The sequence below is a fragment of the Mesorhizobium sp. B4-1-3 genome (genome assembly GCF_006439355.1).
In the GTDB taxonomy this organism is placed as follows: domain Bacteria; phylum Pseudomonadota; class Alphaproteobacteria; order Rhizobiales; family Rhizobiaceae; genus Mesorhizobium.
Window position 1 is genome coordinate 1 of sequence record NZ_VFTG01000050.1, and the last position, 19,763, is coordinate 19,763.

Consider the following 19,763-nt stretch of genomic DNA (forward strand, 5'->3'; position numbering starts at 1 on the left):
ACCTCCAAAAGTCAGCCTTGAATCTGATTTGCCTCGCGATGGGAATCCCAAACCGTTAAATTGTCACTGCAGCCTAGCGATCGCCAGAGGGGAACGCCTTGATGAAATCGACTGCCGCCGTGCTGGCCGCCGCCTGCCTTTTGTGTTCGACGGGCGCGCATGCCGACGAGGCGGCTTTTCTGCGCTCGCTGCAGGGAAAGTTCTCCGGCAAGGGAACGGTCAGGATCAGGACCAACACGCCGGTGATGAACATCAATTGCACCTTCACCTCGGATGCGACGGCGAACTCGCTGTCGCTTGACGGCACCTGCCGCGCGCTGCTGATCATGTCGCGCGAAATCCGCGCCGACCTGAAGGTCAGCGGTGGGAACTACACCGGCACCTATATCGGTTCGCGCAGCGGACCCGCGGGGCTCAGCGGAAGCCGCAAGGGCGACGCGATCAATCTCGACATCCATTGGGCGAAGATCGTCAATGGCGATCGCGACGCGGAGCTGACGGTCGAGAAGGTCGGGCCGGACAACATGCGCATGACGGTGACCGACATGGATCCGGCGACCGGCAAGATGGTGGTGACGAGCCGGATCGATCTGAAGCGCAGCTGATGCTTCACTCTTCAAGCGGCTCGGGCGGATTGGCGGCGCGGCCCTTGCCGAATGTATAACCGGTCTCGACGGCTTTCCTGCCGAACTTGTCGCGCAACGTGTCCATCGCGCCTTCGGCCAGCGCGCGCTTGCGCGATTGCAGGTCGACCAGATCCGGCGGATCGGCCTTTTCGTCACCGGAGAGATCGCTGACGCCGATGCCGAGCAGGCGGAATTTGGTGCCGTCGGCCTCGCGGCGCAGCAGGTCGAGTCCGGTCTGGAAAATGCGGTCGGCCAGTCGGGTCGGATCGCCGAGCTGGCGGTTGCGGGTGCGCGTCTTGAAATCCTGCGTCTTGAGCTTGAGCACCACGGTGCGCCCGGCGATGCCGGATTTCTTCAGCCGCGCCGAGACCTTTTCCGACAGGCCGCGCAGCACCGGCACCAGCTCCGCCAGGGCGGCGATGTCGGTGTCGAAGGTGGTCTCGGCCGACACGCTTTTGGCATCGCCGTCGGGATCGACCGGGCGATCGTCCTCGCCGCGCGACAGCCGATAGAGCCGGTCGCCCATCACGCCATAGCGGCGCATCAGGTCGCCGCGTTCCATGCGCTGCAATTGCGCGATCATGCGGATGCCGTCACGCTCCAGCGTTGCGGCCAGCGCCTTGCCCACGCCCCAGATCATCGTCACCGGCTGCGCGGCGAGGAAGCTTGGCGCCTCAGCCTCGCCGATCACCGAAAAGCCGCGTGGCTTGCGGAAATCCGAAGCGATCTTGGCCAGGAACTTGCAGTAGGAGAGGCCGGCCGAAACGGTGATGCCGAGTTCCCTTTCAACCGTCTGGGCGAAGCGCGCCAGCACCAGCGCCGGCGGCATGCCGTGCAGCCGCTCGGTGCCGGCAAGGTCGAGAAAGGCCTCGTCTATCGACAACGGCTCAACCTGCGGCGTCAGTGCCTGCATCAGCGCGCGGATCTGGCGACCGACCCCAACATATTTTTCCATGTCAGGTGGGATCACCACCGCTTCGGGGCAGAGTTCCAGCGCCTTGAACATCGGCATGGCCGAGCGGACGCCCTGGATGCGGGCAATGTAGCAGGCGGTGGAGACGACGCCGCGCCGGCCGCCGCCGACGATGACTGGCCTGTCCTTCAGCGCCGGATTGTCACGCTTTTCGATCGCCGCGTAGAAAGCGTCGCAATCGATGTGGGCAATCTTGAGCCGGTAGAGTTCGGTGTGGCGGACAAGACGCGGGCTGCCGCAGCGATCGCAGCGATGCGTCTGCGAGCGCTGGAGCGCCAGGCAGTCACGGCAAAAACCGTGTTCGGGATTGTTGACAGGAGCCGCCATCGCTGCGAACATAAAGAGAACAAACGCAATGGTACGACAGCGCAGGGCCGGCAACAAGCTTGGCCTGGGGAGAACGCATGAGCACGACCATAGCACCACTGACCCCTGAGCGCTGGGCCGATTTCGAGGATCTGTTCGGCAAGCAGGGCGCCTGTTACGGCTGCTGGTGCACGCATTTCCGGCTGGCGCCGGCGGAGCGCCGCGCCAGCGACAAGGAGCGCAACAAGGACCTTATCAAAGCGCGAATCGAGGCCGGCCCGCCGCCGGGCCTTCTCGCCTTCGAGGACGGCAAGGCCGTCGGCTGGATGCAGGTCGGCCCGCGCGCCGACGTGCCCGAATGGAACAATCAGGGGAGGGGCTCGGCGCCGCTCGATCCTGCTGATGCCGGCGACCCGGGCGTCTGGGCGATCTCGTGCTTCTTCATCCGCGTCAAGGCGAGGGGCCGCGGTATCACGCATCGCCTCGTCGAGGGCGGCATCGCCTTCGCCCGCGAGAACGGCGCCAGATTGCTCGAAGCCTGCCCGATCGACCTGTCGCGCGATTCGCGTTCGATCGGGCTTTTCGTCGGCTCGTCGCGCGTGTTCGAGAAGGCCGGCTTCGAAAGGCTTGTGGAGCGCAAGCCCGGCCGGCCGCTGATGCGGCTGGTGCTTTAGCCGGATGCCCTTTTGGCCTACAGTCGGCGTCTTGCGGCTGTAACGCTTCTTGCCTACCAGAAGCACCAATCATTCTTCCGGGACAACGGAGAACCAACGTGAAGCGTATTTTGCCACTTGCCTTTGCCCTTGCGCTCAGCGCGCCCGCCTTTGCCCAGACCGTCGACAATCAGGGCGCCAAAGAGCTGTCCGACAATCTGGCGCGCTATTTTGGCAAGCAGGCCTTCGACAAGGGTGTGCTCAAGGTTTCCGTCGAGGGCGACGCCTACAAGATTGCGCTCGACATCAAGGCGCTCGTCAATGTGCTGCCGGAGCAGAAGCTCCTGAAATTCGACATGGCGCCATACGCGCTGATGGTGAAGCCGCGCAGCGACGGATCATGGGATGTCTCGTCGAATTTCTCGCAGGGCGCGTCCTTCGAATTCGATGGGCCGCAGGGCCGTCAGAGCATGGACTTCACGATCAAGGACGGCAAGTTGACCAGCGTCTACGATCCGGCCCTTGCGGCCTTCACCAACGCGACCAGCTCATTGGCCGGGATGACCATGACGTCGCGGGAAGCCAAGCAGCAGGCCGATGTCTCGACCGGCGCCGGCACCGCCACCGTGACGGCGACCAAGTCCGCCAATGGCGGTGTCGACTTCACGGCCACGCAAAAGGTCGCGGACTTCGTCGAGACGATCAAGGTGAACGATCCCGACAACGGGATGAACTTTCCGCTCACCTTGAAAACGCCGGAGCTTTCGGTGGACGCAAACGGCAAAGATGTGCGGACCAAGCCGCTGCTCGACCTGCTCGCCTTTGCCGTGGCCAATGAAGACGAGGCCAAGCTCAAGGCGAACCAGGCCGAGCTCAAATCGCTGATGCTGGCCGCGCTGCCGATCTGGCAACGGGTCGACGGCAACTACGGCTTCAAGGATTTTATTGTGGAAAGCCCTATCGGCGAATTCGGGGCGAAGCAATTCAGCACCGCATTCGGCATGGACGGCGTCTCCCAGAACGGCAAGGTCGATTACTCGATCAAGGCCTCCGGGCTGACGATCCCGCATCAGACCCTGCCTGAATGGACGGTGCCGCTGTTGCCGACGGACATCGACCTCAACTTCGGCGGCGCCAATATCGATCTCGATACGATGGCCAGGAAGACGATCGAAGCCTTTGATCTCAATAAGAATCCGCCGCTGCCGGATGAATTCGGCAAGGCCTTGGTCAACGATTTCAAGGCCAAGAAGCCCAAAGTCGTGTTCAAGCACTCGACGGTGAAGAATGGCGATATCGAAGTCGCCATGGAAGGCGAGGTGTTTTTCCCGGATAGCAAGAAGCCAGATGGGAGCGTGACCATAGACATCGGCGGCTACGACAAGATCGTCGATGCCCTGAAGGAAGCGGCCAAGAGCGATGAGCAGATGGCGCAAGCCTTCCCGTTCGCGCTTGCCGTCAAGGGTTTTGGCAAGACACTGCCGGATGGCCGCCTGGAATGGGTGATCGACACGAAAGCCGACGGTTCGGTCAAGGTGAATGGCGCCATGCTGAAAGGCCCGGATGCCGCTCAGGACGACAGTGCGGGTCAGGATGACAACTCAGGCGACGACGGCGCCAACGGAACGGATGATTCCACCGGGGGCGACGATTCCGACGGCGGCGACAATGGCGGGGCCGGCGCGAAGCTCCAGCCCTGAGCGTCTGAGCTAAAGCCCGAGAGCGCCGGCGATCTTGGGTCCCGCCTCGCGCCAGTCCTCGACCGAGATGATGTCTTGCGGCGTCGGCGGCAGGAAGGCGCGCAGCGCGTTGTCGGCCATCAGATGGAAAAGATGGGCGTCCGCCACGGAGTTGCGCGCCGAGACCAGGTTGGAGGGCTGGTCGTCGACGAAGGCGACCGGCCGGCCTTTAAGGCCGCGCAGTTTCGCAATGGCCGGCCCCTTGGCCATCTCCGTCGTCAGCAGCGGGTAGTCGAGCCCCAGCGCATCGAGATGCGCGCGGCGCACGGCGCGGTGCTTGTGCGGCATGGCGGTCAGCATGACGATCTCGGCGCCTTGTCCAAGCATCGCCAGGGCGTCCGCCGCGCCCTCGGTGAGGCTTTGCCAATCCGCCTGGGTGTCAAAGAAATCGCCAAGCAGCGCCGTCACTTCCGGCTGTTCGATCAGCCGCCCGGTTGCGGTTTCGGCGATGTTGCCGGTCAATCGGAAGGAAGCCAGCGTCAGTCCGAAGCCGCGCGTTTTCAGGAAATGCGGGAAGGGCCGGACGAATTCGAGCACGACATCGTCGACGTCGAGCACCAGCAGCGGCCGGTTGTCGGCGGCAAGCTCTTCGATCTGCCGCGCCGTCTCGGGATCGTCGCTCATGTCGAACGCTCGTGATCGTCGTTGCCGAGCGGGAGCGCGCGCAATGCGTTGCCGACGGCGGCCGGCGGCGTGCCGGTCTCCTCGGCGAAGCGCAGCAGCGTCGGCTCGTGGGCCAGGATGAATTGCAGGACGCCGGCGAGGAAACCGGGCTCCGCGGCGGCCCTGCGGATCGAGTTCGCCTCGATGCCGGTGATCGCCAGGAAGCGCGGCAGAAGTTCCGGATCGGCGGCGACGAAGCCCAACGCCTTGACGGCAATGGTTTCCGCTTCCTCGCGCATTGACGCTGCGTTCGCCATCATTACCTTTGGAATGGTGGATTTTTTGAGTCTCCTTTCGCAGTAACGGCAAGCGTCGCTTGCGGCAAGCCTCCGCTCTCTCCCGTGCAACGTCCGAAGGTGGAAATTGGTGCAGCTTTCCAACCTCCGGTTTCCGTTTCGTCAATCATATTGGGCTAGAGTGGAAAAGGGTTGGGTGCGGTCCGAAGGGGACGCATTGCGATCGTCCTCGGCTTCGAGGGCGGCCGGGACGGGAAACTGATGGCTAAGAAGGTCATGATCGTCGAGGACAACGAGCTCAACATGAAGCTCTTTCGGGACCTCATCGAAGCCAGCGGTTACGACACGGTCCGCACACGCAACGGGCTGGAGGCGCTGGATCTCGCCCGCCAGCACCGGCCGGATCTCATCCTGATGGACATCCAATTGCCCGAAGTCTCCGGCCTGGAAGTGACGAAATGGCTGAAGGAAGACGACGAGCTGCATTCGATTCCGGTCATTGCCGTCACCGCGTTCGCCATGAAGGGCGATGAGGAGCGCATCCGCCAGGGCGGCTGCGAAGCCTATATCTCCAAGCCGATCTCGGTGCCGCGCTTCATCGAGACGATCAAATCCTATCTGGGCGACGCCTGATGCCTGAGACCAGCAGAACCGGAGTTTTTCGATGACAGCGCGGATCCTCGTCGTCGACGATATCCCCGCCAATGTGCGGCTGCTGGAGGTTCGACTGCTTGCCGAGTATTTCGAGGTGCTGACGGCCAATAACGGTCCAGATGCGATCGAGACCTGCGAGAACGGCAAGGTCGATGTCGTGCTGCTCGACGTGATGATGCCCGACATGGACGGGTTCGAGGTGTGCAGACGCCTGAAGAGCGATCCGGCGACCTCGCATATCCCCGTCGTCATGATCACAGCGCTCGACCAGGTGTCGGACCGCGTGCGCGGCCTCGAGGCGGGCGCGGACGATTTCCTGACCAAGCCGGTCAACGACCTGCAGCTGATGACGCGCGTGAAGAGCCTCGTCAGGCTGAAATCGCTGACCGACGAGCTCAGGTTGCGCGCCTCGACCACGCGCAACATCGGCATCGAAGAGCTTCTGAGCCGCGATTTCGCGACCGGAGACGCCAAGCCGAAAGTGCTCCTCATCGACGAGCGCAAATCTTCCGTCGAACGCATCCAGAAGATGCTGCGCAACAGTGCCGAGCTCGATGTCGCGACCGATCCGAATGCGGGCTTCTTCCAAGCGGCCGAGACGCCGTATGAATGCGTGCTGATCTCGACTGCCTTCTCCGACTTCGATGCGCTGAGGCTCTGCTCGCAGCTGCGTTCGCTCGACCGCACCCGCTTCCTGCCGATCATGCTGCTCGCCGACGAGGGCGAGGAGAGCCGCATCCTGCGCGGCCTGGAGCTCGGCATCAACGACTACCTGATCCGGCCGATCGACCAGCACGAGCTGACGGCGCGCCTGCGCACGCAAGTGCGGCGCAAACGCTATAACGACCAGTTGCGCGCCAGTGTCGCCCAGACGATCGAGATGGCCGTGATCGACGGACTGACCGGGCTGCACAACCGGCGCTATCTCGACAGCCATCTGCAGACTCTGTTCGATCGCGCCGTGGCGCGGCGGCGGCCGCTGTCGGTGATGATCACCGATCTCGATCGCTTCAAGTCGATCAACGACACGTATGGCCATGACGGTGGCGACGATGTGCTGCGCGAATTCGCCAGGCGGCTGCGCAAGAATGTGCGTGGCATCGATCTCGCCTGCCGGTTCGGCGGCGAGGAGTTCGTCGTGGTGATGCCGGATACCGAGGGCGCGGTCGCCGAGAAGGTGGCCGAGCGCATCCGCGCCGAGATCGCGCAGGCGCCGTTTGCGGTCGGCAAAGACGGCAAGACCATCGAGGTCACGGTGAGCGTCGGCGTGTCCTCGCTGCTGAAAGGGACCGACAGCGTCGCGGCGCTGATGAAGCGCGCCGACCTTGCGCTCTATGAAGCCAAAAGCGGCGGCCGCAACCGGGTGGTCGCCAAGGCTGCCTGAAGCGCTTCGCGATCTTTCAGGGTTTGCTCATACGCTTTATATTTCAGCCTCGCGCATGTCTTTGCCCCAAGATCGGTTCCTACTTTCGGGAGAGATGCTTGGGAGGCGCCGATTCCCGGCGGTCTGAATAAGGTTACAAATTTACCTTAACCCAAGCGATTCGCGAGCGGTGGTTAAGAAATGGTTGATTTTTATAAGGTCTTGCGCAAATCTGCGTCGCATAGACAGAAGACGTGGCCGGCACGAGGGTAGACTGGCCGGCTCGATCCAAAAATACCCCATGATGCTCAGGTCCGCCGCATCTCCTGGGTCCGTGGGGTCGGCCGGCCGGCGCTGGCACATAGTGGCCTCCTCGTACCGCTGCCAAACGCCGACCGGCCCCCTTTTCTACACAAACCGCAATCGGAACCTTGCGCAGAGCATGACGCAATTCGTGCCGGAGGACCGTGTCGGACCTTTCCTGGAGTTCGTTCCAAAACAAAAACGCCGCCCGAAGGGCGGCGTTTTGATTTCTCGGGATAACCAGATTACTTGATCTTGGTTTCCTTGAATTCGACGTGCTTCTTGGCGATCGGATCGTACTTGCGGAACGAAAGCTTGTCCGTCTTGGTACGGCTGTTCTTGCTTGTCACGTAGAAGAACCCGGTGTCGGCGGTCGACAGAAGCTTGATCTTGATGTTTGCGGCTTTGGCCATGATGTTCGTCCGTTAATGTTCGTGGAGTTTTGGCCGCTGGAGCACGGGGAAAACACCCGGACGCGGGAAACTTGGCGCGAGACATAAAGAATGCGCCCGGAAAGTCAAGCCCGGGCGCTGCCCTCGCCTTATTTCGGCATGGCCGATTTCGCCGCTTCAGGCGCTATGCTCGACCAGCTGCCCCTTCTTTTTCCAGTCTCCCGTCGTGTTCCACCAGCGGTTCGGATTGGCACGGTCATCCAGGCCCTTGGAACGGCTGGCGAGCAACGGCTGGATGCGGATGACGGGCTCCTGGTAGGAATGGGCCTGGAATATCGCCTCCACGACACGGGCGGCGAGCGCCTGGTCGTCGGCGATCTCGAACGAAACTTCGACAGTGCCGGGCCGCCGGCGCAATTCCGTCTCGGCGCCGGCGGCTGCGCCTTCGAGCGGACGGTAGCGCTCGATGCCTTGCGCCGACTGAAAGGCGTTGGCGTCATACTTGCCCATGCGCAGCGGCGTGATCGCCACCACGGCCTCCATGATGCGCTCGACATCGGCGGCCGGCGCCTGGAACGTGACGAGCAGAAGCAGTTCCATCCTGAGGGATCTGGTTTCGAAGCCGCTGTCGATCATCGCAATTCTCCTACCTAGCGTTTGAGGCAGGGTATAGCAGGGGTGCTGCTGACACGGTGATGTCAGGATGCCCGACGTTCAGGACATTCGCCTGGAGCGCGTCGCGCAGAAACGGATTCAGGCGACGCGCTTCAGTCTTTGTTTTGATGCATGTCGTTGTCCAGAACCGCTGAACACTTCTGGGCGACATGCATTAGAGCGTTTCACCGTTTCACGGAAACGGCGAACCGCTCTATCTCTTTGTTTTTACGCAATTCCGGACGGAAAACCGATCACACTTTTCCTGGAATTGCTCTAGAGAATCTTGCGCACCAGCCGGAACAGGACCAGAAGCATGTAGGCGGCGAAGAAGACGGCCAGCGACCAGCCGAAGCCCGAGGGGCCGAAGGCGTCCATGCCGATGCCGATCGCCTGCGGGCCGATCACCATCCCGACCCCGTAGCAAAGCACGAAGGCGGCATTTGCCGATGCCAGCTCATGGCCTGAAAGCTGCGAGCCGAGATGAGCAAGGCCGATCGTGTACATGGCGGCGACGACGCCGCCCCAGACGAACAGAAGGGCGGCCATCAGATGCCAGTTCTGCGCGAAGAACGGCATGAAGACGGTGCCGATAAGGCCGACGGTGGCGCAGGCCAGAAGCAGGTAGCGACGGTCCGAGACACGGTCGCTGATCATGCCGATCGGGATCTGCAGGAGCACGTTGCCAAGCCCGATCATCGTCAGCAGAAGCGCTGCGTCGGCTTCGGAATAGCCGATCCGGCTGCCATAGATAGGGAATAGCGAGAAACCGCCGGTCTCGACCGCGCCGAAGACAAGCACGGCGAAGGTCGCGGTCGGCACCAGCCAGATGTAGCGCAGAAAATGGCTGGTCTCGCTGTCGGCGACGATGGTCGGGCTCTCGTTGCGCGCCGCAAGCACCGGAATGGCGGCAAGCGTGACCAGCGCTATGGTAACGCCGAATGGCAGGAAGCCCGAACTGCCGAGATGGGCGAACAGCCAGGGTCCGGCGGCGAAGCCGAGCGACAAAACGGTGGCGTAGATGCCAAGCACAAGCCCGCGGCGGCTCGGCGGGGCGGAGGTGCTGATCCAGAATTCCGACAGGATGAACAGCACCGTCAGCGAGATGTGCAGGGCGACGCGGAGCGGAAACCACATCCAGAAATCCGGCGCGAAATGGAAGCCGACAAAGGCGAGCGCGCCGATGGCGATCATCAAAAGCATCGTCCAGGCGACGCCGAGCCGCATGGCAAGCGGCGTGGCAAGAGGCGCGCCCGCGATCGAGGCGAGGCCGGCGACGGCGGTGTTGAGGCCGATCATCGAAGCGGAATGGCCGCGGCTTTCCAGAATGACGCTGAGCAGCGGCATGCCGAGGCCGATCGCGATGCCGACGACGCTGATCGAGGAGATCGCCGCGACCATCGGCAGCCAGTGTACGCGTTCGTCGCCCTGCTGTTGGGTATCGACCGTCATGGGATCAAAATGCTCTGCTTCTAAAGGACTTCGCGGACAAAGCGGTTGCGGACGAGCCGGAAGAACGGCACGGCACCCCCCGGCCGCAGCAAGGGATCGTCGGCAAGCCGGCCTTCCAGTTCTTCCAGGATCATGCCGGTAATGTCGGGGATATCGGCCTTCCGGGCATCGGCAAGCGGCAGCCAGACGAGTTCCTCGAGTTCGTTGGTCGGGCCTCCGCCAGGCAGTTCCACGGCAACGTCATCGCGCCAGGCGCTGAAGAAACGCGTATCGAAACGGCGCACGCGGTTTGGCGGGGTGATGGCGCGGGCGACGAAGCGGAGCACGTCCAGCGATGGGATAACGCCATGTTCGGCGAAGCCTTGCCAGTCGCGCTTCGCGGTCGAGAAGGCGCCCTTACGGCCGATCAGCAGGCCGGCTTCCTCATAGGTTTCGCGAATCGCCGACAGGGCGATTGCCCGCGCCCGCGCCGCGCTGGCTTGGCCGGGGCCGGCGACCAGTTTCTCTTCTTCTTCGCCGCGCAGAGGCGCAGCGACGGGAATGCGGCTGTCCGCGGGATCGGTGCGGCCGCCGGGAAAGACGAATTTCCCGGGCATAAAGGCATGCCCGGCATGGCGCCGGCCCATCAGCACCAGAACGTCCTTGTCCCGGCGATCGAGCAGAATGAGGGTCGCGGCATCGCGCGGACGCAATGCCCGGCCGCTGCGCACGGCCAGGCCCTTATCGAGCTTGTCGACATCCGCCTTGGTCATTCCTTCCATGCGCTCGACCTAGCGGAAACTTCCTTGATGTGAAAGTGGCTTGCGCGTCGCGGCCTTTGAACCAGGGCGGACAGCGGTGCAACCTAGCCTATGAATGGCCCTCGAATTCGTCCTTCTCGTCGCCGAAGCCGTGCATATAGAGCGCCCATTGCAGTCCGATGACAGCGCCTTTGACCGGCTGCAAAAGCGCGAGCGCGAGAATGATGGTCAGCGGCACCCAGATCAGCGCGTGCTGTAAGTTCGACAGCGTGGCGGTCGCCTCCACCGCCATGAAGGCGCCGAGCACGATGTGGCCGACGATGACGATGACCAGATAAGCAGGAAGATCGTCGGCGCGATGGTGATGAATCTGCTCACCACAGACGCTGCACGTCTCGACAGTTTTGGTGAAGGCGTAAAACAGCTTGCCTTCGCCGCAATGCGGGCAGCGGCCGCGCAGGCCGCGCTTGATCGCCGTCCACAGTGGACGGGTGACACGGCCCGAATGATGCTCGCCGCCGAAAACCTGTTCTTCCGTCTGGAAGTTACTTGGCATTACCGTCTCCTGCCGCGCGGTCCCACGCGCGATTGCGACGCGCGGGCGCGGCCCTTGGCCTTGTGGAACGACCGCCTCGAGCCGGGCAGGGGCTTGGGGTCGGTCAGCATCTCGAAACGCATCGCGCCGGCCATCGGCGCGACCTCGACCAGCCGGACTTCGACGCGGTCGGCAAGCTGATAGCCTTTGCCGGTGCGTTCCCCGCACAGTGATCGGGCGGTTTCGTCGTAGATATAGTAGTCGCCGCCCAGAGTTGACACCGGAATAAAGCCGTCGGCCCCGTACTGCGGCAATTGGACAAAGAGTCCCGCCTTTGCGACGCCGGAAATGCGCGCGTCGAACGTGTCGTTGAAGCGCTCGGCGAGATAGGCGGCGATCAGCCGGTCGACCGTATCGCGCTCGGCGGCCATGGCGCGCCGTTCCGTGGCCGAGATCAGCGCGGCGACCTCTTCCAGCCGGTCCGCCTCCTGCTGCGTCAGGCCGCCAGGCCCAAGTCCAAGCGCGGAGATCAGCCCGCGGTGCACGATCAGATCGGCATAGCGACGGATCGGCGAGGTGAAATGCGCGTAGCGCCTGAGGTTGAGGCCGAAATGGCCGATGTTCTTCGGCGAATACTCGGCTTGGCTCTGAGAGCGCAGCACCACTTCGTTGACCAGCGCCTCGTTATCGGCGCCGCGCACCCGTTCCAGAATGCCGTTGAACTGGCTGGGCCGGATCTGCGCGCCGCGCGCGAGGGACAGGCTGAGCGTTTGCAGGAACTCACGCAGCGATTCCTGCTTGGCGAGCGACGGAGCGTCATGAATGCGATAGACGAGGGGCTCCTTCTTGCCCTCCAGGGTCTCGGCGGCCGAGACATTGGCCTGGATCATGAACTCCTCGATGAGCTTATGCGCGTCGAGTCGCTCCGGCACGACGACCCTGTCGACGGTGCCGTCGGGCTTGAGCAGGATCTTGCGCTCCGGCAGGTCGAGCTCCAGTGGCTGGCGGGCGTCGCGGCCGCGCTTCAGCACGGCATAGGCGTCCCAGAGCGGTTTCAGGACGCTTTCGAGAAGCGGCCGCGTCTTGTCGTCGGGCACGCCGTCGATCGCGGCCTGCGCCTGCGGATAGGCGAGCTTGGCCGCCGACTTCATCATGACGCGGTGGAAGGAATGCCTGAGTTTGCGGCCTTCGGAGGAAAAGGTCATCCGCACGGCGATGGCCGGCCGGTCCTCGCCTTCGCGGAGCGAGCAGAGGTCGTTCGAGATGCGTTCGGGCAGCATCGGCACGACGCGATCCGGGAAATAGACCGAATTGCCGCGCTTCAACGCCTCGCGATCGAGCGGTTTTCCATAGCGCACATAGGCCGCGACATCGGCGATCGCCACGGTGACGACGACGCCTCCGGGATTCTTCTCGTCCGTGTCGGGCGTGGCGAAGACAGCGTCGTCGTGGTCCTTGGCGTCGGCCGGATCGATGGTCACCAGCGGCAGGTCGCGCCAGTCCTCGCGGTGATCGAGCGTCGCCGGCTTCACCGCATCGGCCTCGGCGATCACGTCGGCCGGAAAGACATGGGGGATGTCATGGGCGTGGATGGCGATCATCGAGACCGCCTTCTCGCTGCTCAAGGATCCCAGCACCGCCAGCACCTTTGCCCTGGGCAGTCCGTAACGGGAGGCCCGCGCCGGCTCGACCTCGACGAGATCGCCGTTTTTCGCGCCGTTCTGGAATTCCTTGTCGACGATCAGTTCCGGCTGGCGCCGTTCGACCGGCTCGATACGGAAAGTGCCGTCCTTCAGCACGCGGAAGACGCCGAGCACCGCGTCGCTGCGTTTCTCGAAGATCTTCATCACCCGCCCGGTATAGGCAGGGCCTGACGGGTCGTCGGTCGGGAAGGTTTTCGCGAGCACGCGGTCGCCAATGCCGGGCACGGGGCCGCTGGCGCCGCGGGAAACGCGGATGGCAATGACGGGCGGAGAACCAGCGCCGGTATATTCGCTCGGGCTGGCCAGGAGCGCTCCGTCGTCGTCGCGGCCGAAAATATCGAGCACAGCGACGTGCGGCACGGCGCCGGCGCGGGTAAGGCGCTTGCGCTCCTTGGTCAGCAGACCCTCATCCTGCAGGTCGCGCAACATGTCCTTCAGCCAGACGCGATCCTGGCCGCGTAGCGCGAAGGCCTTGGCGATCTCGCGTTTGCCGGAGCGGTCGGGGTTTTCGGCGATGTAGCGCAGGATCTCGTCACGCGAGGGCCGGTAATCGTCCTTGACCACCTTGGCTCTCGTGTCGGCGTGGCGCGGATCGCCGTGGCTTCTTCCGGAGATCCTGCGCGCCACGTCCTGCTACCCCTTCTTCGCCGCCCTGCGGAAAGGCTTCTTGCCGCCTCCGCCCTTGGCTTCCTTTTCGGCGATCAGGGCGAGCGCCTCTTCCATCGTCACCGACTGCGGGTCCTTGCCCTTGGGCAGCGTCGCATTGACCTTGCCGTAATTGACATAGGGTCCGTAGCGGCCGTCGCGGACGACGATCTTGCCGCCGCCGTCGGGATGGTCGCCAAGCTCCTTCAGCGCCGCCGGCGTGGCCCCGTTGCGGCCGCCCTTGCCCTTCTGCTGCTTCTCGGCGATCACCGAGACGGCGCGGTTCAGGCCGATCGAGAACACGTCCTCGATGCTCTCCAGATTGGCGTAGGTGCCGTCATGCAGCACGAACGGGCCGTAGCGCCCGAGGCCGGCCGAGATCATCTTGCCGGTCTCGGGATGTTTTCCCACGTCGCGCGGCAGGGCCAGCAGCGCCAGCGCCTTCTCGTGGTCGATCGACTCGGGCGTCCAGCCCTTGGGCAGGCTCGAGCGCTTGGCCTCCTTGCCTTCGCCGCGCTGGATATAGGGGCCGAACCGGCCGCTCCTCAGCGTGATTTCCTCGGCCGTATAAGGATCCTTGCCGAGCAGCTTGACGCCGTCCTCGCCATTGCCGTTCTCGCCATTGGGATTGGCGGCGTCGCCGAGCTGGCGGGTATAGGAGCATTCCGGGTAGTTCGAGCAGCCGACGAAGGCGCCGAACTTGCCGAGCTTCAGCGAGAGATTGCCGGTGCCGCATTTCGGGCAGATGCGCGGATTGGAGCCGTCCTCGCGCTCCGGGAACACCAGCGGCGCGAGCTCTTCGTTGAGCGCATCGAGCACGTCGGCGACGCGTAGTTCCTTGATGTCATCGACCGCGCCGGAGAAATCCTTCCAGAAGTCGCGCAGCACGTCCTTCCAGGCGAGCTTGCCGTCGGAAATCTCGTCGAGTTTCTCCTCGAGAGAGGCAGTGAAGTCGTATTCGACATAGCGCTCGAAGAAGCTTTCGAGGAAGGCCGAGAGCAGCCGGCCCTTGGCCTGCGGCACCAGCCTGCGGCGGTCTATGGTGACGTAGTCGCGATCCTCGAGCGTCTTCAGGATGGCGGTGTAGGTCGACGGACGGCCGATGCCGAGCTCCTCCAGCTTCTTGATCAGCGACGCCTCGGAATAGCGCGGCGGCGGCTCGGTGGTGTGCTGGGTGGCGTTGATCGCCTGACGGGCAAGCTGCTCGCCGGAACGGATCTCAGGCAGGCGGCGGCTCTCCTCGTCCTCCGCGTCCTCTTCCTTCTGGTCGGTATAGGCGGCGATGAAGCCGTCGAAACGGATGACCGAGCCGATCGCGCGAAGCTCCGCTGTGCGGGCGCCGTTGACCGCCTCGATCTCGACCGTGGTGCGCTCGATCTCGGCCGGCTGCATCTGGCTGGCGATGGCGCGCTTCCAGATCAGCTCGTAGAGACGGGCCTGGTCGGCATCGAGATATTGCCGCACCGAAGCCGGCGTGCGCTTGAAATCGGTCGGGCGGATCGCCTCGTGGGCTTCTTGGGCGTTCTTGGCCTTGGTGGTGTAGAAACGCGGCTTTTCCGGCAGGTATTTCGCGCCGAATTCGCTGACGATGGCGTTGCGGGCAGCCTCGATCGCCTCGGGCGCCATCTGCACGCCGTCGGTTCGCATATAGGTGATGAGTCCGGCGGTCTCGCCGCCGACATCCATGCCCTCATAGAGCTTTTGCGCCACCTGCATGGTGCGGTTGGCCGAGAAACCGAGCCGCGAGGAGGCGGCCTGCTGCAGCGTCGAGGTGGTGAAGGGCGGGCCGGGATTGCGCTTGGTGGGCTTGGCCTCGACCGACAGTGCCTTGAAGGTCGCGCCTTCCAGCATCGCCTTGATGTCGTCGGCCTGCGCCTTGTTGGCGATGTCGAGCTTCTGCAGCTTCTTGCCGGCATAGGCGGTGAGCCGCGCCTCGAAGCTGTCGTTGCGCGGCGTGTCGAGGATGGCGGCGATCTGCCAGTATTCCTCGCGGATGAAGCGCTCGATCTCGGATTCGCGGTCGCAGACCAGGCGCAGCGCCACCGACTGCACGCGGCCGGCGGAACGGGCGCCCGGCAGCTTGCGCCACAGCACCGGCGACAGGGTGAAGCCAACGAGATAGTCGAGCGCGCGGCGGGCGAGATAGGCGTCGACCAGCGGCGCGTCGATCTGGCGCGGATTGGCCATGGCATCGAGCACCGAGGCCTTGGTGATGGCGTTGAAGACGACGCGGCTGACCGGCTTGTCCTTCAGCGCGCGCTTCTGCTTCAGCACTTCCAACACATGCCAGGAAATCGCCTCGCCCTCGCGATCCGGGTCGGTGGCGAGGATCAGGCCGTCGGCATCCTTGACCGCCTTGGCGATGTCGGCGAGGCGCTTGCCGGACGCGGTGTCGACCGACCAGGACATGGCAAAATCCTCGTCGGGCCGCACCGAGCCGTCCTTGGCCGGCAGATCGCGGACATGGCCGAACGAGGCCAGAACCTTATAGTTCTTGCCCAGATACTTGTTGATTGTCTTCGCCTTGGCCGGCGATTCGACGACGACGACGTCCATGAGGTCTCTTAATCAGCTGTGAGGTGGCGGAAGAACTCCGCGACGCACGACGAAATCCCACTCTTTTCGTCGCTCACATGGCCGTGCTTTTGCAATCGGTCAAGGGGAAGCGGCCAATTTGGGAAGCGGCCGTCGGCGATACACTCTTAGAGTGTATGGCAAAGATCACATTTTCTGCGGATGGAGGCATGCACGCCCGAACCGGGCGGACGACCGGTAAAAGACGACTGGCTGCCGGATCGAGGGTGCCGGCAGCCAAAGCGTTCAACTGCGTGAGTTCAATCAGCCTTGACCACGTGCCAGGCGCCGGCGACGCCTTCGCCAGTCATGTCGCCGGCCTTCTTGTCCTTGACGAAGGTATAGACCGGCTTGCCGTCATAAGCCCACATATGGGTGCCGTCGGTGCGCTTGATGACAGACCATTCGCCTTCGGTCTTCGCGCTCGCCTTGGCCTTCAGCGGCGGCCAGTTGGCGGCGCATTTGTCGTAGCAATCGGACTTGCCCTTCTCGTCCTTGTCGAAGGTGTAGAGCGTCATGCCCTTGGCGTCGGTGTAGATCTTAGTGCCGCCGACTTCGGCTTCCTTCCAGGCTTCGGCGGCTTGGGATGCGAGGGTGCCGAGCAAAAGGGCGGCGAGCCCGAGTGCGATCGATTTCATGATGGGTCTCCCTGAGAACGAGCGCGCGGCGATCGCGCGCTCGTATCCCGACAACGCACTGGCGCGGCTATTTCTTCCGTGGCGAAGCGGCGACGTGCCGCACAATGGTGATTGGCAGGGGCGTGCCCGCATCGCTATATCGACGCCAGCATAATCAGGACTCATTGGATGGCATTGGACATCGGCTATGTCAGCGCGGTCGGGGCAGGGGCGATCTCGTTCCTGTCGCCTTGCGTGCTGCCGCTGGTGCCGCCCTATCTCTGCTACATGGCCGGCGTCTCGGTCGATGATTTCCGCGGCCATGCCGGCATCACGGCGCGCGAGGGCGCGCGCGGCGCACTGCTCTATGCCTCCCTGGCCTTTGTGCTCGGCTTCTCGACCGTCTTCGTCGCGCTCGGCGCCGGTGCCTCGACCATCGGCCGCTTGCTGCGCGTCTGGCAGGAACCGCTGGCGATGGTGGCGGGCGCGTTGATCATCGTCATGGGCCTCAACTTCCTCGGCATCCTGCGCATTCCGCTTTTGTCGCGCGAGGCGCGCTTCCAGTCGCAGGGCAAGCCGGCCAACATGGTTGCAGCCTATATCATGGGGCTCGCGTTCGCCTTCGGCTGGACGCCCTGCATCGGTCCCGTGCTGGGGCCGATCCTGACTTTGGCCGGCGGGCGCGAGACGGTGGGCGAAGGCGCGCTGCTGCTTGCCGCCTATTCGCTCGGCCTCGGCATTCCGTTCCTGATCGCGGCGCTGTTTTCCGGCGCCTTCATGCGCTTCCTCGGCAAGTTCCGCGTCCATCTCGGCCGCGTCGAGAAGGCGATCGGCGCGCTACTGGTCGTTGCCGGCGTATTTTTCCTCACCGGCGGCGTACAGAGCGCGTCCTATTGGCTGCTGGAGAATTTTCCGGTTCTGGGGCGCTTGGGGTAATTTTGCCGCCAGTGAGTCGGGCCGAACGATGGACCTGCTGATTGAGAGGCAGCTGCTCTGCCGTCTCACCGGAATTTAACCGCATTGGTGCAGCATCACCCGGCTGCTAGCATGCTTTTGATTCAAGCTCTTTTATACGGTTGCCATCCATGAGCCAGAGAACCTGCCTGTCCGTCATCCTCGCCGCCGGCGAGGGCACGCGCATGAAAAGCGCCGTGCCGAAGGTGCTGCACGCCATCGCCGGCCTGCCGATGGTGGCGCACGTCGTGAAGGCAGCCGAGGCTGCCGGGGCCACGGGGCTGGCGCTGGTGATTGGCCACGGCGCCGACGAGATGCGCAAGGCGGCGCAGAAATTCGCGCCGAAGGCGGAGACTTTCGTGCAGGAGAAGCGGCTCGGCACCGCGCATGCCGTTCTCGCTGCTCGCGAAGCGATATCAAAGGATTACGACGACGTCCTCGTCATGTTCGGCGATACGCCTCTGATCGATGCGCAAGCGCTGGCCGCCGCGCGGCAGAAGCTCGCGGCGGGCGCCGCCGTGGCCGTCATCGGCTTTCGCCCGCCTAGCCCGACCGGCTACGGCCGGCTGATCGAGAAAGATGGCCACTTGGTCGCCGTTCGCGAGGAAAAAGACTGCTCCGACGAGGAGAAGAAAATCGGCTTCTGCAATGCCGGCATGATGGCGGTGGCGGGCAAGCATGCGCTTCGGCTGCTCGACAAGGTCGGCAACGACAACGCCAAGGGCGAATTCTACCTGACCGACATCGTCGAGATCGCCGGCGCGGAGGGTCTCGACGTGGTGGCGACGGAAGCGAGCTTCGAAAGCGCGCTCGGCATCAACAACCGGGCCGAGCTTGCCGAGGCGGAAGCGATCTGGCAGGCACGGCGGCGGCGCGAGGCGATGCTGTCCGGCGTTACGCTGATCGCGCCCGAAACCGTCTATTTCTCGCACGATACCGAGATCGGCACTGATACGATCGTCGAGCCGAATGTCTGGTTCGGGCCGGGCGTCAGAATCGCGTCGGGCGCCAAGATCCACGCCTTCAGCCATATCGAGGGCGCAACGATCGCGTCCAATTGCGATGTCGGACCGTTCGCGCGGCTCAGGCCGGGCGCGGATCTTCGAAACAAGGCAAAGGTCGGCAATTTCTGCGAGGTCAAGCAGGCGACGATCGAGGAAGGCGCCAAGGTCAACCACCTGACCTATATCGGCGATGCGCGCGTGGGGGCCGCGGCCAACATCGGCGCCGGCACAATCACCTGCAATTATGACGGCTACTCGAAATTCTTCACCGATATCGGCGAGGGCGCCTTTGTCGGCTCGAATTCCTCGCTGGTGGCGCCGGTCTCGATCGGCAAGGGCGGCTACATCGCCTCCGGCAGCGTCATCACCGAAAGCGTGCCCGACGACGCGCTGGCCTTCGGCCGTGCCCGCCAGAAGACGATCCCCGGCAAGGGCAAGGAGTTGCGCGAACGCTTCGCCTCGGCCGCCGCGGCGAGGAAGAAAGCCGCGGAATGATCTTCAGCGCCTCCTCAGGGAAGCCGCAACTCGCGCAGCTATGAACGAGTGGAACCAGGGCCTGAAAACCCGAGCGGTTGAGGTAACCGGATTGCAAGCGCGATCTGGCATCGTGCATTGGCAAAGAACCGTTCCGATGACACGGAACGAAACGCAAAGTGACTTTCGCGGCAGGCCGGCAGTGCCTAGATAACGCTGGGTTTTCCGCTGGGAATCGGGGGTTTATCGCATGTGCGGCATCGTTGGAATCGTCGGCCGAAGCCAAGTCGCGCCGCTCATTGTCGACGCGCTGAAGCGGCTTGAATATCGCGGTTATGACTCGGCCGGCGTCGCCACCATCGAGAAGGGCGAGCTCGGCCGGCGCCGCGCCGAAGGCAAGCTCGTCAATCTCGAGCGCCGGCTGAGGGACGAGCCGCTCGAGGGCACGATCGGCATCGGCCACACGCGCTGGGCCACTCACGGCGTGCCCAACGAGACCAACG

18 protein-coding genes and 1 pseudogene are annotated in these 19,763 nt (G+C 63.8%); 8 read left to right on the top strand and 11 right to left on the bottom strand.

The genetic code is table 11. The features are described 5' to 3' along the window. Window positions 1-101: 101 nt before the first annotated feature. Window positions 102-605 carry a hypothetical protein gene (locus FJW06_RS29705; protein ID WP_140757208.1) on the top strand — a complete coding sequence of 168 codons (504 nt, stop codon included), beginning with the start codon at window positions 102-104 and terminating at the stop codon, window positions 603-605. A 4-nt stretch (window positions 606-609) separates the two neighbouring features. Here FJW06_RS29705 and FJW06_RS29710 read toward each other — a convergent pair whose 3' ends face one another. Then, a complete protein-coding gene (locus tag FJW06_RS29710) occupies window positions 610-1,938 on the bottom strand; it encodes a DNA polymerase IV (RefSeq protein WP_140757210.1) in 1,329 nt (442 codons plus the stop codon). 65 nt (window positions 1,939-2,003) lie between these two features. On the opposite strand from FJW06_RS29710, the gene FJW06_RS29715 reads away from it, so the two are divergent. Continuing rightward, window positions 2,004-2,579 carry a GNAT family N-acetyltransferase gene (locus FJW06_RS29715; RefSeq protein WP_140757212.1) on the top strand — a complete coding sequence of 192 codons (576 nt, stop codon included), beginning with the start codon at window positions 2,004-2,006 and terminating at the stop codon, window positions 2,577-2,579. A gap of 98 nt (window positions 2,580-2,677) precedes the next feature. Continuing rightward, window positions 2,678-4,258 (top strand): DUF2125 domain-containing protein, encoded by a 1,581-nt coding sequence (locus FJW06_RS29720; protein WP_140757214.1) that lies wholly within the window; start codon window positions 2,678-2,680, stop codon window positions 4,256-4,258. Between the two features lie 9 nt (window positions 4,259-4,267). Here FJW06_RS29720 and FJW06_RS29725 read toward each other — a convergent pair whose 3' ends face one another. Further along, complete coding sequence (locus FJW06_RS29725; RefSeq protein WP_140757216.1) at window positions 4,268-4,921, bottom strand: hypothetical protein; 654 nt, start codon at window positions 4,919-4,921, stop codon at window positions 4,268-4,270. Then, entirely contained in the window at window positions 4,918-5,217 is a 300-nt protein-coding gene (locus FJW06_RS29730) for a DUF3572 domain-containing protein (RefSeq protein ID WP_140757237.1), read from the bottom strand. The genes FJW06_RS29725 and FJW06_RS29730 overlap by 4 nt, the downstream gene beginning before the upstream one ends. A 240-nt stretch (window positions 5,218-5,457) precedes the next feature. Between FJW06_RS29730 and FJW06_RS29735 the strand changes: the two genes are divergently transcribed. Beyond that, a complete protein-coding gene (locus FJW06_RS29735) occupies window positions 5,458-5,829 on the top strand; it encodes a response regulator (RefSeq protein ID WP_040995610.1) in 372 nt (123 codons plus the stop codon). Window positions 5,830-5,860: 31 nt separating this feature from the next. Next, on the top strand, window positions 5,861-7,234 hold the full coding sequence (locus tag FJW06_RS29740; RefSeq protein WP_140757218.1) for a PleD family two-component system response regulator: 1,374 nt from the start codon (window positions 5,861-5,863) through the stop codon (window positions 7,232-7,234). A 527-nt stretch (window positions 7,235-7,761) separates the two neighbouring features. On the opposite strand, the gene rpmG is transcribed toward FJW06_RS29740, so the two are convergent. The 8 genes from rpmG to FJW06_RS29785 all read right to left on the bottom strand — a co-directional run bounded on the left by rpmG (window position 7,762) and on the right by FJW06_RS29785 (window position 16,849). Next, complete coding sequence (gene rpmG, locus FJW06_RS29750; protein WP_040995604.1) at window positions 7,762-7,929, bottom strand: 50S ribosomal protein L33; 168 nt, start codon at window positions 7,927-7,929, stop codon at window positions 7,762-7,764. Between the two features lie 156 nt (window positions 7,930-8,085). Next, a complete protein-coding gene (locus tag FJW06_RS29755) occupies window positions 8,086-8,544 on the bottom strand; it encodes a hypothetical protein (RefSeq protein WP_140757220.1) in 459 nt (152 codons plus the stop codon). A gap of 294 nt (window positions 8,545-8,838) precedes the next feature. Beyond that, window positions 8,839-10,014, bottom strand: coding sequence for an MFS transporter (locus FJW06_RS29760; RefSeq protein WP_140757222.1), 1,176 nt, complete (start codon window positions 10,012-10,014; stop codon window positions 8,839-8,841). A 20-nt stretch (window positions 10,015-10,034) separates the two neighbouring features. Then, on the bottom strand, window positions 10,035-10,775 hold the full coding sequence (locus FJW06_RS29765; protein ID WP_140757224.1) for an NUDIX hydrolase: 741 nt from the start codon (window positions 10,773-10,775) through the stop codon (window positions 10,035-10,037). An 88-nt stretch (window positions 10,776-10,863) separates the two neighbouring features. Continuing rightward, the gene (locus tag FJW06_RS29770) at window positions 10,864-11,310 is read right to left on the bottom strand and encodes a DUF983 domain-containing protein (protein WP_140757226.1); all 447 of its coding nucleotides are present in this window, start codon (window positions 11,308-11,310) and stop codon (window positions 10,864-10,866) included. Beyond that, window positions 11,310-13,619 (bottom strand): ribonuclease R, encoded by a 2,310-nt coding sequence (gene rnr / locus FJW06_RS29775; RefSeq protein ID WP_140757228.1) that lies wholly within the window; start codon window positions 13,617-13,619, stop codon window positions 11,310-11,312. Before rnr ends, FJW06_RS29770 begins: the two co-directional genes overlap by 1 nt. Window positions 13,620-13,625: 6 nt before the next feature. Next, entirely contained in the window at window positions 13,626-16,193 is a 2,568-nt protein-coding gene (gene topA / locus FJW06_RS29780) for a type I DNA topoisomerase (protein WP_140757230.1), read from the bottom strand. Between the two features lie 278 nt (window positions 16,194-16,471). Beyond that, window positions 16,472-16,849, bottom strand: a complete 378-nt coding sequence (locus tag FJW06_RS29785; protein ID WP_140757232.1) for a hypothetical protein — start codon at window positions 16,847-16,849, stop codon at window positions 16,472-16,474. Between the two features lie 168 nt (window positions 16,850-17,017). On the opposite strand from FJW06_RS29785, the gene FJW06_RS29790 reads away from it, so the two are divergent. The 3 genes and pseudogenes from FJW06_RS29790 to FJW06_RS29800 all read left to right on the top strand — a co-directional run. After that, a complete protein-coding gene (locus FJW06_RS29790; RefSeq protein WP_140757234.1) occupies window positions 17,018-17,764 on the top strand; it encodes a cytochrome c biogenesis CcdA family protein in 747 nt (248 codons plus the stop codon). A gap of 149 nt (window positions 17,765-17,913) precedes the next feature. After that, window positions 17,914-19,281: a bifunctional UDP-N-acetylglucosamine diphosphorylase/glucosamine-1-phosphate N-acetyltransferase GlmU gene (glmU, locus tag FJW06_RS29795; protein WP_140757236.1), complete on the top strand. Its 1,368-nt coding sequence runs from the start codon at window positions 17,914-17,916 to the stop codon at window positions 19,279-19,281. Between the two features lie 229 nt (window positions 19,282-19,510). Next, window positions 19,511-19,763: pseudogene (locus FJW06_RS29800) on the top strand (glutamine--fructose-6-phosphate aminotransferase); the annotation flags it as partial.